A 14,935-nucleotide genomic window follows, 5' to 3' on the forward strand; every position below is an offset into this window, starting at 1 on the left:
TCAATTTCTTTTATGAATGATTAATATAACAAATTATTGTACGGGTAGCGGGCTGTATGAATTTTGATTACCTTGTCGTATAAGAGCTGTCGGAATTCTTCAACGTTCTTTTTTTCTGTGGCAGAAATGAAAACGGCAGGGCTGCTGTGTTTAGCCATCCAACTGTTCTTAAAATCGTCAATAGTGATGTTTTTCTTCGCCTGCTCATCGCCGTTATCATCACGCGCTACTTCGGCAGGTTTGTAAGCGTCAATTTTGTTAAAAACGGTAATCACCGGTTTGTCTATTGCACCTAAATCTTTTAATGTCTCATTTACGGTATTAATGTGATCTTCAAAGTTCGGATGTGAGATATCAACCACGTGGACCAAAATATCAGCTTCACGAACTTCATCCAAGGTTGATTTGAAGCACTCCACTAAGTGATGTGGAAGTTTTCTGATAAATCCAACGGTATCAGATAGCAGAAATGGCAAGTTGTCGATAACAACCTTCCGAACAGTGGTATCCAGTGTGGCAAATAATTTATTCTCTGCAAAGACTTCCGATTTTGAGATCATATTCATGATCGTCGATTTGCCGACGTTCGTGTAACCAACTAATGCAACGCGAATTAGTTCACCTCTATTTTTCCGTTGGGTTTCATTTTGCTTATCAATCTGCTTTAGCTTTTCTTTTAATAAAGAGATCTTGTTTAAAATCATCCGACGGTCACTCTCAATCTGGGTTTCACCGGGTCCTCTCATTCCGATACCACCTTTCTGACGTTCCAGGTGGGTCCACATTCGCGTCAGACGAGGAAGTAAATACTGCAATTGAGCGAGTTCGACTTGTGTCTTTGCCTGCGCCGTTTTTGCGCGGTTAGCAAATATGTCTAGTATGAGATTGCTCCGATCCAGTATTTTAATCTTCAGTTCATTCTCGATGTTTCTTAGCTGAGAAGGGCTTAGTTCGTCATCAAATACAACTATATCTGCTTCCTCCGCGTTTACATATGCTTTAATTTCGTCTAATTTTCCACTGCCTACAAATGTAGCTCTGTCCGGCTTTTGCATCCGTTGTGTAAAAGTATTGATGGTCTCGCCTCCTGCGGTTTCGACAAGAAAAGCGAGTTCCTCGAGATATTCTTTTTCCTGATCTTCCGTTTCATTGGGTGTTATGATCCCCACTAAAACAGCCCGCTCAGGCTTTATTGCTGTGTCGTATATTTTTCTTATCGCCATAGTGTTCTTATGGAATTAAAATTACTAATAATAGTTCTATAACTTATGTTTATACGCAATTTTAACAATACATATAAACGTTCTTTCTTCATTGCTTATGAAAGAATCGTGCCTGAAACATGGATGAATACGTTGAAATGATTTTTATCAGTAGGTGAAACCCATACCTATCAAAATACCGCATTTGCGCCCAGGTTCTTTTGGCAGCGATAATATGATATGGAAGGGATTACATAACTGATACTTATTATAGGGTGAAATGATTTAATGGTACAAAGATACGACTTTTGCTTTAAAAATACATGTTATGAAATTTTATCCCAACTTATTCCTTTACTTTGCACCAGAAGGTGATCGCGAAGTAACCGATTTTTCGGGTCTTCAAGCTTCGGATCTTGTTTAAAGATATGAATCACTAGATTTCTCGCTTCTTGCAGCAAAACCTGATCAGTGCTTAAATCGGCTAGTTTAAGATCTAATATACCACTTTGTTGTGTGCCGGCAATATCTCCCGGGCCTCTCAGCTTAAGATCGGTTTCTGCTATCTCGAAACCATCGTTCGTTTTAACCATAGTACTTAGCCTGAGTTTACCCTCTGTACTTAGTTTGTTGGAAGACATCAGGATACAAAAGGACTGCTCTCCGCCTCGACCAACCCGACCACGTAGCTGATGCAATTGTGATAAGCCAAATCGCTCTGCATTTTCAATAATCATGACGGTAGCATTCGGCACGTTTACGCCAACTTCTATTACAGTAGTGGCAACCATAATCTGTGTTTCTCCTTTTACGAAACGCTGCATCTCAAAATCTTTATCTTTAGCCGGCATCTTTCCGTGGACAATGCTGATTTTGTATGTTGGAAGAGGAAATTCACGAGCTAGGTTTTCAATTCCTGCCTCCAAGTGCATTAGATCCAGTTTTTCGCTTTCTTTGATTAATGGATACACGACATATACCTGTCGTCCTTTAGCAATTTCATCCCGCATGAAACCAAACATCCTTAATCGGCTACTTTCGAATAAATGAAGCGTTTTGATGGGCTTCCTACCGGCGGGGAGCTCATCAATCACAGATACATCCAAATCCCCATAGAGCGTCATGGCCAAGGTACGAGGTATAGGAGTCGCCGTCATAACAAGCATGTGCGGAGGTGTTTGATTTTTGCGCCATAATTTGGCCCTTTGTTCAACACCAAATCGATGCTGTTCGTCAATTACGACAAGCCCTAAATTCTTAAATTGTACGGTATCTTCAATAAGCGCATGGGTACCAACCAATATGTCTAAAGATCCGTCTAGTAGGTTTTCGTGAAGAATTTTCCGCTCCTTTTTAGGCGTCGATCCACTTAACAGTTTAATGGAAACAGGTAAGTCGCCAATTAAAGAAATTAAACCGTTAAAATGTTGTTGAGCAAGAATCTCGGTAGGGGCCATCATACAAGCCTGACAGCCGTTGTCGACAGCCAACAACATAGTCATGAGTGCTACCACCGTTTTTCCACTGCCCACATCTCCTTGTAAGAGGCGATTCATTTGCGCTCCCGTATGCGTGTCATGCCGAATTTCTTTAATTACCCTTTTCTGTGCGTTTGTTAGCGGAAATGGTAGGTGCTCTTGATAGAAGGCGTTGAAATTACTTCCAACTTTATCGAATATATGGCCTTTGAACTTATGGGTCTGAAGCAGCTTGTTTTTTAACAATTTCAATTGTATAAAGAATAGTTCTTCAAACTTTAAACGTCTTTCAGCTGCCTTTAATTCCTCTACACTGGACGGGAAATGAATATGGGTGATCGCTTCTGCTTTTGAGATCAAATGCTGTTCTTTTAGCAGGTAAGATGGCAGGTTTTCCTCCATTTTTTTTGAAGCCCAAGCAACTAGCCCTTCTTGCAGTCGTTGAATCCCCTTTGTATCTAAAAAGGATTGCTTGAGTTTTTCGGTTGACCGATAAACGGGTTGTAAACTTGGATTACCCACGTTTTTATTAGCCGCATTATATAGCTCCATCTCCGGGTGCGTCATAGACAATTGGCCATTAAAAAGGGTAGGTTTCCCAAATATAACATATACCGATCCGATTTTCAGACTCTTTTCCAGCCAACGGATGCTCTGAAACCAGACAAGCTCCATTAGTCCGGTTTCATCTTTAAATTGCGCAACCAGTCGTTTTCCTCTTTTCTGTCCTATCTGTTCTACGGCGGTTAATCTACCGAGAATTTGGACTGATGGCATGTCCGGATGTAGATCCTTTATCTTATAATATTTCGTTCGGTCGATATAACGGAAAGGGTAATAGTGTACAAGATCGCCAAAAGTATATATTGCCAGTTCCTTTTTGAGCAAATCTGCCTTTTGTGGACCGACACCTTTTAAGTATTCTATTGGTGTATGTAAACCATATTCAATCACAGGCATCCGTACCGACTTTGCAACTAGGCTTTCCAGGCAATACAAGAAATTTCAACATCCACTCCTTTAGGGAGCCCTTTTACGGCAATCGTTTCCCGTGCCGGGGCATTCTCCGTAAAGTATTCACCATAAACTTCATTTACTATATTGAAGTTAGCCATATCTGTTAGGAAAATACTCGTTTTAACCACATCTGCAAAAGAGTAACCCGCTTCCTGCAGAATAGCATGTAGATTTTCCAGCACTTGTTTGGTTTGTCCTGCGATACTGTCTAGAACTAAATTGCCCGATTCGGGAGATAAGGCTATTTGGCCGGATATATAGAGTGTATTGCCTGCTTTAACCGCTTGATTGTACGGACCAATGGGGGCAGGGGCGTTGTTTGTATTAATGATTTCTTTCATTTGATCTAGCATTAATTGAGGAAAAACCAGTCGATCAATTTATATAGAACTCCAAGTAGAAAGAGAACAATAGCTATTTTATTGATAGCATGCATTACCTTCAAATTGAAACTCTTTTTGGAGTTATTCTCTTGGTTCTTCTTTGGGAAAAAGTACATGTTACGAAATTAACCCAGATCGATGAGAATTCAAAGAAAAAACCCTCGGAACATTGTCCCGAGGGTTTCTATAATAACCTGCTTAATAGACAGGATTATTTTTTGAATTGTACGTTACGGTTCAACTGACGACCTTCTTCAGTAGCATTAGATGCAACTGGTTTAGTTTCGCCGTTACTTACCACATTGATTTGTGATGCAGCAACACCAGAGTTAACTAAGTAATTTTTAACAGAGTTAGCACGGTCTAAACCTAACTGGTAGTTGTACTCAGTTGTTCCTTCTTCAGAAGCATTACCTTCTAAAGTAAGTGTAGCACCGCTAGCACGTAAGTCAGAAGATACTTGATCTAAAGTTGGGTAAGAGCTGGTTTTCAATACAGAGCTATCGAATTCAAACTGGATGTTAGAATAAGAACCAGTTGAAAGAGCTGTTGTATCAGGCTCAGGGAATTTAATTGGACATCCTGATCCATCAACTTGCGTACCGGCAGGAGTGTTAGGGCATTTGTCGAATTTATCGGCAACACCATCACCATCTGAGTCAGTGCTTAACGCTTGAACAGTTGATTCAAGAGCGCTTACACGTTGTTTCAACGCATCAACTTCGTTTCTCAATTCCGGATCTTTCAACTCATCGTAAAGAGTAGCTACCGGATTAGCCCAAGTCAAATCTTGTTTGTCTTTGCTTCCTAATGAGAACTCTAAACCAGCATGAGTATAAGAGAATTTGTCGTTGCTGGTTCTGCCTTGTACTGGCCCAAATAAATATTTGGTATCAACAAAGTTCATGGTATAACCTAAATCCAAAGCTACGCGATCAGATAACTTGAATTTCAAACCTAAACCAACTGGAACAAATGCTTCACGAGTGTAATCTTTGTCTCCTTGGAATTCGCGGTCGCCAGCGCTTTCACCCCAGTTACCTTTGTTATCCCATGCAGTACCGGTTCCGTCATTGTTAGAGTACATTACTGGGTTGAAAGCCATCAATCCGTAACCTACACTTGCATAGAAATTAACCGAATTTTCTCTTCTTAGGAAATCGATTGTAGCAAATTGGAATACACCATTTAAGCTAACAGCATATTGTACATCAGTTTCTGCTGATTGATACTGTTGTCCATTCCAAGCATTTGTTGTTGCAAATGGTTCAGCATTATGTGTGAAAATACGTCCTCTGTTAGCATCTAATTGCAAACCGAACCAGCTCGAGAATTGCTTACGTACGTTAATTCCGTAATATTCTCTAACAGGCGCTTCAAATAGTCCCACTTTGTTACCAAAAGCGTTAGATCCTCCAATCAATACATTTGGAGTGGTTATACCGCCATTGATACCAATGGACCAAGTTCTGTATTGGCTTCTTCCGCCAAATACTTTAGCATCTTGTGCTTGAGCTGCCCCAGTGAAACCTAAGGCGGCAATCAAAGAGCAAGTAACTGCTTTTTTGATTGTAGAATAGTTCATACTTCGTTCTTTTAAAGGTTAAACAGTTTTAATTGTATAATTTGTATACAAAAATAGTTATTAGTTTTATTCATGCAACAATAGCAAATACTATTCCAAAAAAAAAGACGGGCTCAATTTGTTGTTGTTAGCCCTTTTTGAATATATATTGCACCATTTGTTGTTGTATAAACGCTTGTTTTAAAGAGTCTTGCGGCTGCCACGGCTTGTTTAGATAATTATAGACAAACTGAAAAATGGCCGAAAAAAAATAGCAAAAAAATGTCTACTATTGCTACAATATTGACTCAAATATAGTACAAAAACTCATTTTTTGCCGTTTCTGATCAATTCTTTCACCCTTTTAGCGAGTTTAATCTTCAAGTATATAAGAGCCGCGATTCCCAAAACGCTCACCGCCATGATGCTATACTGTTTACCATTATAAGATGCAATGGTACAATACGCAAGTACAAGAATCCCAATATTTAGAAAAATATTATAAAGAATTTGTTTCCCCATTTTTGTTTAATATACCTCCATATCCGGCTCAAAGGTGTCACGCCAGGCGAGAATGCCGCCTTCTAAGTTAGAAAGATTTGTATATCCCTCTTTTTCTAGCATTAGAATAGCCTGGGCGCTTCTCTTTCCGCTTCTGCAATGCACTACAACGGGTTTATCCTTGCTGATTTTATCTTTCTCGATTAAGACTTGAGCAAGTGGAATATTTTCGCCTTTCAGATTGGATGTTTCATATTCGAACTCCTCACGTACATCTATCAGTTGAAAATCTTCATTCCGATCAATCTTCTCCTTTAGCTCCTCGACGGTTATTTCTTTCATGATCTATCTTTTTAAGAATTAATACTTGTAATCGTCAAAGCTAGGGAATTTGTTTAACTTTATTACCAAACTTAGTTAAACTTTCTTGTATACAGGAATCGGTCTACCGGTAATTTGCTTGCCTATGATATTGATCGATCTAATGACAAGTGACATTTAGGTAATTTACTAAGGAGATTAAAATTATTGCAATATTTATGTATAAAACAACAACCCCTTTGAATAAGCTTTCCTTCGTTCTCTTTTTAGTGTTGGGAGCTTGCGCCAGTCAGAAGAAAGAGCGTATTGTTAGTGTCGATCAACAAGAGGTCCATCGAATTATTTCGACGTTAGCAGATGATCGATTGAAAGGCAGGGCCGTGTTTACTCCTGAAATAGAGGAAGCCGCAACTTTTATTGAAGGGGAATTCAAAAAGGCAGGGCTACAGCCATTGAAGGCAAATGAAAATGACTTTTTACAGCGCTTTCAGGCCACTCAAATAAAACCTTCTCTTTGTGAGATTTTGTTAGACGGAAAGGAGCTGGACAGTGACGCCGGTTTTGTTCTAAGCGACCAGGCGGGTCTTAACTGGAATACCGATCCGGAAGTGCGGATTTTGTCCATAAGTGCCAGCGACAACTTTCGAAAGAAATATAAGGAGATTTCACAGCAAGATATCAATGCCATCGTTTGTGTTGACGAGAGTTTTGTAAAGGAATTTAATTATTTGAAACAGCATGCTGATAACGGGAGAATCTTATTAAATACCGATCAGAAGAAAAAAGGTTCACTTGTTTTTGTACTAAGCAAGGAACAGCCTAAGTCCTTTCGAATTAACTATACGGGTACGGTGGAGAATAAGGGACTCGCTAATGTAGTTGGTGTGCTGCCCGGGAGATCAAAACCCAACGAGTTTGTTATCTTCTCAGGGCATTATGATCACATCGGTATCCTAAAACCGATTGACCGGGATTCTATTGCAAATGGAGCCGACGATGATGCATCGGGAGTCACCGCGGTAATCAGTTTGGCAAATATTTTTGCCAAGCAAAAAGATAATGAACGAACATTGATCTTCGCTGCTTTTACAGCTGAGGAATCGGGTGGTTATGGCTCACAATATTTTTCTAAACAGCTTAATCCGGATCATGTTGTGGCCATGATAAATATTGAGATGATTGGAAAGGATGCTAAGTTTGGGGCTAATTCCATGTATCTCACCGGCTTTGAGAAATCCGATTTGGGTAAGATTCTCCAGAGAAATGTGAAGGGGACGGGTTTTTCTTTTTATCCGGACCCTTATCCTGAACAGAACCTTTTTTATAGAAGTGATAACGCGACCTTGGCAGCGCTCGGCGTTCCCGCACATACAGTTTCTACGGTTCAAATAGATAAGGATAATTACTATCACACCGTGAAAGATGAATTAGAAACTTTAGATATTAAGAACATTGTTTCCTCTATTAATGCTGTTGCGTTAGGTGCGAGATCAATTATAGCAGGAAAGGAAACGCCCACGAGGCTGGAGCCGTTAAAGAATTAAAGATCTTCTGCTATGAGCAGGTAGTCGGTTTGGAAATGAATTTCAAAGAAGCCGTCTGCTATGGTCTTGTATGCCTGATCGTGTTTTTTTTCCAACCCCTCTGTATGGAAAATAGCATCGCTGGCAAGTATGTAGACGTTTTCGCTCGCTGCCTTCCACTTTTTGAAACCAGATTTAATCGCGAAGATTTTCTGCTTACCGTTGATAAAAACCAGGTTGATAAGAGAAGCGAATTGTTGGAATAGATCCATCGAAAAGTCTTGTGAGATGATATTGACTGCATGATACCCTTTTTCAACAAGATAATTTAATGCGTCTTTTTTAAAAGAGGAAGGGTTTCCGAAAAGCATGGTAACTCCATCTTGTTCGATCCTGTGCTCGTCATTTGTAATGACAACATCGATATGAATGTCGTTTCTCGATAGCCATTGCGCACTGTCTTTATTAGCGATAACTGTTGGTGCCCATTCCAATAACTGTCCAAGAAGTTCATAGCTTAGATCGGAAAAAAATTCCACTATTAAGGCAGGTTCCTGCTTCTCTTTTACTATATGGTGGGAGGACATATTAGTGGAATTAAAAAGTTCTATGTTTGGGAAGGATGATAAGACCGTTTTAAAGTCCGTAGAGATTATTTCACGCTACGGACTTTTATAATATCTATTGATTTAGCACTTCTACAATCGGACTGCCTATACTTCCATTTGGCTCTTGAATATGTAAGAGACCAGCCACTGTAGCAGCGATATCTGTCATTTCAGTAATACGATTGGTTGCGCCGTGTTTGATTCCCCAACCCATCCATACCAAGGGTATATGCGAGTCGTAAGGATTCCAGTTGCCATGGGTCGTACCGGTAGACTTGGCTGATCCGCTATACCATTGTGGCTCAAGGACAATTTGAATCGCGCCGCTCCGCTTATAGTTATAACCGTTAATAATGCGTTCTTTTATTCGCGATGGTATAGCGGCTTCTGATACCTTGTCCATTTCTGCTACAAAAGCAACGCCCTCTAAATTCCGTAGGTATTTTACCGCTTCGTCACAAATTGCTTGCCGATCAAGATTTCTTTCATTGATAAGCGTGTTATTTAAATGAACCTGATAATTTGATAAGCTGATAACCAATTTGTCCGTATTAAACTTCGCTTTTAACTGTTCATTCAATCCTTGCTGTGCTGTTTTGGAATTGAAATACCCGCCATTACCTTGTTGGTCCATGAAGTACTGAGGATTATGGGCGGCACCATGGTCGGCCGTTAAAAATACAGTATATTGCCCTTGTCCAACGGTTTTGTCGAGGTAACTAAAGAAGTCTTCCAAATCTTTATCAAGACGGAGGTAGTTGTCTTCAACCTCTATTGAATTTACAGCGAATTGATGGCCTATTTTATCGGGAGATGATATGCTGATTGCTAAAAAATCAGTAAAACCGCCGGGATTGTTTCCCAATTCTTCATTGCTAATAGCGGCTTTTGCCAAATCGAGTGTCAACGTATTTCCATAAGGTGTCGTAGCAACCAAGCCTATTCCATTTTCTTTAAGCAGTTGAGACGTTTTAACAGGGAAAGTTGGTGATTGAGTACCTTTAAACTTTCCTTCATACGGATTATTGTCTTCAATGCTCTGTTTATAGGTTTCAATAGGGTATAACGTATTCCAGTCTTGTTTTAAATACTTTTCCGCAAGTTTTTGTTTGTTGAAATCTTTCACCCATTTAGGCAAGTCAGTCATATAGTATGAGCTACTGATCCAGTCGCCACTATTATCAAACCAATAAGCAGCATCAGCAAAATGGCCGGCTGGTAAAATAGCACCTCGATCTTTTATAGCAATTCCAATCACCTTAGAACGGAAATTGGAGGCTAATTTAAGTTCATCCGTTATGGTGGATGCCAGTAGGTTCCTTGGCGACATCTTGCCAGCTGCATTACCAACGGCTGTTCCTAATGGGATAACCGTTTCATCTTCCGTGCAATACATGCTTTTTCCTGTAGCTTGTATGATAAAGTCGTTCCCGGCAATTCCGTGGATAGCAGGTGTTGTACCGGTGTAAACCGAGCTGTGTCCGATGGCGGTAACGGTCGGGATATAATTAATATAGGTGTTTTCGCAGGAAAAACCGTTGTTTAACATGCGTTTAAAGCCGCCTTCACCATAGCGGTCGTAATATCGATATAAGTAATCCCAGCGCATTTGGTCCACCATAATCCCTACTACCAATTTAGGTCGATCTACTTCTTTGGATGTTTTTTGTTGGGCTTGCGCACTGTATAAGCTGATACAACAGCATAAAATTAAGAGTCGTTTAAATATCATATTTCAATTACTGTTTGTTTGCCGCCAAAATCGTAAATAAAGTTTTGAATTAACAACTTTGCGTGTGATTTTTCTGTTATACTAGGTTCGAAAGAATGATAAAGGGATCGGTCCCGACCGGCAGGCTCATCATCGCTAAATGAAAAAAGGCATCTGCCTGTTTAGGAGATGCCTTTTTTCTATTTGAATTTTTTAAACTAATAACCGAACGGGTTCTTCTAGCAGTGATTTAACAGTTTGCAAGAAAGCGGCCCCTGTAGCACCGTCTACTACACGGTGGTCACAGCTTAAAGTAATCTTCATGATGTTACCTGGGACAACCGCACCGTTTTTAACCACCGGTACCTGTTGTATGCCGCCAATGGCTAATATACAAGAGTCAGGTGGATTAATGATGGCGGTAAATTCGTCGACGCCGAACATACCCAGATTAGAAACCGTAAAGGTAGAGCCTTCCCAGTCTTTCGGCTGTAGTTTTTTGGCTTTAGCACGTTGTGCAAAATCTTTCACTTCAGCCGATATATGTGATAATGTCTTTCCATCAGCGAAACGGACCACAGGAACTAATAAGCCTTCGTCCACCGCAATAGCGACACCAATATTAACGTGCTCATTATAGCGAATTTTATCGCCCAACCAAGAAGAGTTAACATTAGGATGTTGTTTTAGCGCAACGGCAACAGCTTTGATGACTAAATCGTTGAAAGACACCTTAACAGGAGCAACTTCGTTGATTTTATTCCGTGCGGAAATAGCGCTATCCATGTCAACTTTCACTGTTACATAGAAATGTGGAGCAGTAAATAAGCTTTCCGAAAGACGTTTAGCAATCGTTTTACGCATTTGAGTCACAGGCTTTTCGGTAAACCGCTCTTCTCCGATAAATTGCGGAATAGTAACAGACTTACTTTCGGCGCTTGGAGCAGCAGCCGGTGCTTCAGTCTTTTGTTTAGCAGCAGGCGTGAAGGATTCGACATCCTTTTTGATGATACGGCCATTCTCTGCCGAACCTTTCAGTTCATTTAAATCAATACCTTTTTCTTTCGCAATTTTTCGCGCTAAAGGAGAAGCTTTAACTCGGGACGAGTCAGAAGAAGTAACTTCTTTGCTTTCCGCTTGGCTTGGCTCGTTTGCTGCGCTAGTTGACGCTTCTTCTTTTTTAGGAGCTTCTTGTTTCTTCGGTTTACTGCTTTTCTGTTTAAGCAAAGGCGTTACATCGGTACCTTCTTTTCCTACAATGGCAATAATATCATTAACTTTTGCTGCCTGACCTTTTTCTACTCCGATGTACAGTAAGGTGCCTTCAGCATAAGCAGTAACTTCCATGGTTGCTTTGTCCGTTTCTACGTCGGCAATTACATCATCACTTTTAATCTTGTCGCCAACCTTGAAATGCCATTCTGCAATTACGCCTTCGGTCATTGTATCACTCAGCAATGGCATAGTGATTACCGTTGCACCTAATGATTCAGCACTTACTTCTTCACCTTCATCTTCTGTTTCTTCCTGTGCCGGAGCCTCTTCTTCTTTTTTATCTTCTTTAGTTGAAGGCGAAGCGCCGCCATTACCATTAAGTAATGCCTGATAATCTTCTCCTTCTTCTCCTAATACGGCAATTACAGCATCGATAGGAACTGCTTCGCCTTCCTTAGGACCTATATATAATAGTGTGCCTTCCTGATAGGATTCAAAATCCATGGTAGCCTTATCGGTTTCAACCTCAGCAATTAAATCTCCTGAGCTAACCTTATCGCCTACCTTTTTATGCCATTTTGCAATTACACCTTCTGTCATGGTGTCGCTCATTTTAGGCATTCGAACTACTTCAGCCATAATATTATCTGGGGTTTTTTATCTATTTAAATTATTAAGATTGCACTCTTGTTAATCCATAATATATGGATAATCGTTCTGCACATACACGTCTGTATATAGCTCTTCCGGGTTTGGATACTCAGACTCCTCAGCAAATTTAACCGCTTCATCAACAATACGTTTTACTTCGGCTTCCTCCTGATCAAACCATTGCTCATCGGCATACTTATTCTCTATAATGGCGTGCTTAACCGCGGCAATTGGATCGCGCTCTTTATATTGTTCTAATTCTTCTTTTGTACGGTATTTGGCAGGATCCGACATAGAGTGTCCCTTATAACGATAGGTGCGAATCTCCAAAAACGTTGGTCCTTCCCCTTTTCTGGCACGCTGAACGGCTTCGTCCATTGCATTATGAACTGCTACAACGTCCATACCATCAACCGGAGCGCTTGGCATATCAAAGCCTAAGCCCATTTTATAAATGTCAATCATGTTAGTCGTCCGCTTAACGGAAGTACCCATCGCATAACCGTTATTTTCGCAAACGAAGATTACCGGAAGCTTCCAAAGCATTGCCATATTAAAGGTCTCGTTTAAAGACCCTTGTCTTACAGCTCCGTCTCCCATGTAACAAACGCAAACATTATCTGTACCATTGTATTTTTCGGCAAAAGCAAGACCTGCACCTAATGGTATTTGTCCTCCTACGATACCATGGCCCCCCGCGAAATTGTTTTCCTTATCAAAAAAGTGCATTGATCCACCCTTTCCTTTCGAACAACCCGTTACTTTCCCGAATAACTCTGCCATAGCCGCATTGGCGCTCATGCCTTTGGCAAGGGCATGGGCATGGTCACGATAAGCAGTGATCATGGAGTCCTCTTTACGAAGAACTGACATGGCACCTGCAACAACGGCTTCCTGTCCAATATATAAATGGCAAAAGCCTCTTATTTTTTGTTGACCGTAAAGTTGACCTGCTTTTTCCTCAAACTTACGCATAAGTAACATCGACTTATACCACTCTAGATATGTTTCTTTTGTTATTGGTGTTGAACTCATCGCTTTATGTTCGTGTACTTAATTTACTGGAAGGCAAATCTAATCAATTGTTGCGATATTCACAGAATGTACGTGAGAGAAAGTGAATTATTATTTGTTTTTCTCCTCCTTTTTTTATTCGCCTGTATGGTATATAGTACACATGTCAAAAAAATGTTAAAATTGTGTTTGCTTTTTTTGACAAAATAAAAGTTTTCATTTAGATTTGCGACACACCTGTTTTAGTGCATGGATAAACTTTTACATTAAAAAACAACATTGTTAACCTTAAACGGATAGTCAATCAAGCCAATGGGGGATAAGAATGACCTTCCTGTAAGTAAATTAACGCAGATGAAGACTGCATGTGCTCATGCAAGCTTCATTAACTGGAAAAATTTTATTCAAATGAAAAAAACGCTTTTGGTAGTATGCATACTGCTAGGTGCTCTGTCACTAAACCTTCAGGCCCAAACCTTAACTGAAAAAAATAATTCACCCGAAGATCCGGATAATTTAGCCAAAGAGTATTTCTCCCAAATAATGGGGATTGCTGCTTCAGCAACCACCAATACAAAGCTTTATCAGTTTGTTTATGATTGGATTGGCACACCCTATCGATTAGGAGGTAAAACAAAAAAGGGCATTGATTGTTCCAAGTTTGCCTACGAGCTATACGAAAAGGTGTTTAATACGTCGATCGGAAATAATTCAAGAAATATTTATACACAAGTTGATCCCATCAACAAAAATGAACTGAAGCCCGGCGACCTGGTGTTCTTCAAAATAAGAAGTAGAAGTATTACACATGTTGGCGTTTATTTGGGTGACAGGAAATTTGCGCACGCTTCTACCAGCAGAGGCGTTATGATTAGCAATCTTGATGAAGCTTATTGGAAGCGCTATTATTTCAATGGCGGCCGTATGAGCTTGAAAGCACAGAATGAGAATGCGTCGGAAGAGGAAGACGTTCTTCATTTAAATTAGCAATCGATTTTTCTAGAATCAGTCGGCTTGGCCTAATTCCACTGTTAGTAGTTTTCTATTTAGTGATTGCTCATTGGCTTATCACCTCAATTAGCCAAACGCGAGTTGGTGAGTGATGAACAAATGCGCATATCCATCCCTTTTACCTTAAAAAAAAATTTACTACTTTTATGCACAGGAATAATGCTATGGCAAGCGAAAAAATATTGATTTTAGACAAGGACCAGATTCAGAAAAAAATTACAAGAATTGCTTATCAGATTTTAGAAGATAACTTTGAAGAAAAAGAGATTGTTCTAGCGGGTGTTGCCGAAAGAGGATATGTTTTGGCCCGTCGCTTAAAAGAAGAACTAGCAAAAATTTCATTGGCGGTCGATGTCAAGCTTATCAACATTTCATTAAATAAAGTCAGTTCTACCCTGCAAGCAGAAACCGATATTTCGGTAAGTGAGGCGAAAGATAAAGTGGTAATATTGGTGGACGATGTATTGAATAGTGGGCGGACTTTAGCCTATGGTTTGGGTGTTTTTTTGAATGTTCCCTTAAAGAAGCTGAGAACGGCGGTTCTAATTGATAGAAGCCATCATAAATTCCCTGTTATAAGCGACTTCTCCGGGCACAAATTATCTACCATTCTTAATGAGCATGTTTCTGTGACACTCGAAGGTTTTGAAAACGAACAGGACGCTGCGTACCTGCATTAGATGAGTGCCCTCGGTAGGCTTCCGCCAGCAGTTGAAGGACCCTGGCGTCAACCCTT

14 protein-coding genes are annotated in these 14,935 nt (G+C 40.2%); 3 read left to right on the forward strand and 11 right to left on the reverse strand.

Annotation, left to right across the window (positions count from 1 at the left end):
* Window positions 1–20: 20 nt before the first annotated feature.
* The 7 genes from hflX to E0E36_RS03495 form a co-directional block, all read right to left on the reverse strand.
* A complete protein-coding gene (gene hflX, locus E0E36_RS03470; protein WP_013664456.1) occupies window positions 21–1,223 on the reverse strand; it encodes a GTPase HflX in 1,203 nt (400 codons plus the stop codon).
* Window positions 1,224–1,528: 305 nt separating this feature from the next.
* On the reverse strand, window positions 1,529–3,640 hold the full coding sequence (gene recG, locus E0E36_RS03475) for an ATP-dependent DNA helicase RecG (protein WP_130854740.1): 2,112 nt from the start codon (window positions 3,638–3,640) through the stop codon (window positions 1,529–1,531).
* A 17-nt stretch (window positions 3,641–3,657) separates the two neighbouring features.
* Window positions 3,658–4,038, reverse strand: coding sequence for a RidA family protein (locus E0E36_RS03480; protein WP_130854741.1), 381 nt, complete (start codon window positions 4,036–4,038; stop codon window positions 3,658–3,660).
* A gap of 11 nt (window positions 4,039–4,049) precedes the next feature.
* On the reverse strand, window positions 4,050–4,196 hold the full coding sequence (locus tag E0E36_RS28270; protein ID WP_309010511.1) for a DUF6728 family protein: 147 nt from the start codon (window positions 4,194–4,196) through the stop codon (window positions 4,050–4,052).
* Window positions 4,197–4,291: 95 nt separating this feature from the next.
* Window positions 4,292–5,665, reverse strand: a complete 1,374-nt coding sequence (locus E0E36_RS03485) for an OmpA family protein (RefSeq protein ID WP_130854742.1) — start codon at window positions 5,663–5,665, stop codon at window positions 4,292–4,294.
* Window positions 5,666–5,971: 306 nt separating this feature from the next.
* Window positions 5,972–6,166 (reverse strand): DUF6358 family protein, encoded by a 195-nt coding sequence (locus E0E36_RS28305; RefSeq protein WP_013664452.1) that lies wholly within the window; start codon window positions 6,164–6,166, stop codon window positions 5,972–5,974.
* A gap of 6 nt (window positions 6,167–6,172) precedes the next feature.
* On the reverse strand, window positions 6,173–6,487 hold the full coding sequence (locus tag E0E36_RS03495; protein WP_013664451.1) for a rhodanese-like domain-containing protein: 315 nt from the start codon (window positions 6,485–6,487) through the stop codon (window positions 6,173–6,175).
* 197 nt (window positions 6,488–6,684) lie between these two features.
* Here E0E36_RS03495 and E0E36_RS03500 point away from each other — a divergent pair, with 197 nt between their 5' ends.
* Complete coding sequence (locus E0E36_RS03500; RefSeq protein ID WP_130854743.1) at window positions 6,685–8,010, forward strand: M20/M25/M40 family metallo-hydrolase; 1,326 nt, start codon at window positions 6,685–6,687, stop codon at window positions 8,008–8,010.
* On the opposite strand, the gene E0E36_RS03505 is transcribed toward E0E36_RS03500, so the two are convergent.
* The 4 genes from E0E36_RS03505 to pdhA all read right to left on the reverse strand — a co-directional run bounded on the left by E0E36_RS03505 (window position 8,007) and on the right by pdhA (window position 13,209).
* Window positions 8,007–8,576 (reverse strand): hypothetical protein, encoded by a 570-nt coding sequence (locus E0E36_RS03505; protein ID WP_013664449.1) that lies wholly within the window; start codon window positions 8,574–8,576, stop codon window positions 8,007–8,009. The two genes, E0E36_RS03500 and E0E36_RS03505, sit on opposite strands and share 4 nt — an antisense overlap.
* Window positions 8,577–8,670: 94 nt before the next feature.
* Window positions 8,671–10,329, reverse strand: a complete 1,659-nt coding sequence (gene pafA / locus E0E36_RS03510) for an alkaline phosphatase PafA (RefSeq protein ID WP_130854744.1) — start codon at window positions 10,327–10,329, stop codon at window positions 8,671–8,673.
* Window positions 10,330–10,521: 192 nt separating this feature from the next.
* Window positions 10,522–12,162 (reverse strand): pyruvate dehydrogenase complex dihydrolipoamide acetyltransferase, encoded by a 1,641-nt coding sequence (locus tag E0E36_RS03515; RefSeq protein WP_130854745.1) that lies wholly within the window; start codon window positions 12,160–12,162, stop codon window positions 10,522–10,524.
* A gap of 51 nt (window positions 12,163–12,213) precedes the next feature.
* Window positions 12,214–13,209, reverse strand: coding sequence for a pyruvate dehydrogenase (acetyl-transferring) E1 component subunit alpha (gene pdhA, locus E0E36_RS03520; RefSeq protein ID WP_013664446.1), 996 nt, complete (start codon window positions 13,207–13,209; stop codon window positions 12,214–12,216).
* A gap of 387 nt (window positions 13,210–13,596) precedes the next feature.
* Here pdhA and E0E36_RS03525 point away from each other — a divergent pair, with 387 nt between their 5' ends.
* Together E0E36_RS03525 and E0E36_RS03530 are read left to right on the forward strand one after the other, a co-directional pair.
* Entirely contained in the window at window positions 13,597–14,175 is a 579-nt protein-coding gene (locus E0E36_RS03525; protein WP_041387987.1) for a C40 family peptidase, read from the forward strand.
* Window positions 14,176–14,363: 188 nt separating this feature from the next.
* Window positions 14,364–14,879, forward strand: coding sequence for a phosphoribosyltransferase family protein (locus tag E0E36_RS03530; RefSeq protein WP_013664444.1), 516 nt, complete (start codon window positions 14,364–14,366; stop codon window positions 14,877–14,879).
* Window positions 14,880–14,935: the final 56 nt, after the last annotated feature.

The sequence above is a fragment of the Olivibacter jilunii genome (genome assembly GCF_900607235.1).
Taxonomy (GTDB): domain Bacteria; phylum Bacteroidota; class Bacteroidia; order Sphingobacteriales; family Sphingobacteriaceae; genus Olivibacter; species Olivibacter oleidegradans.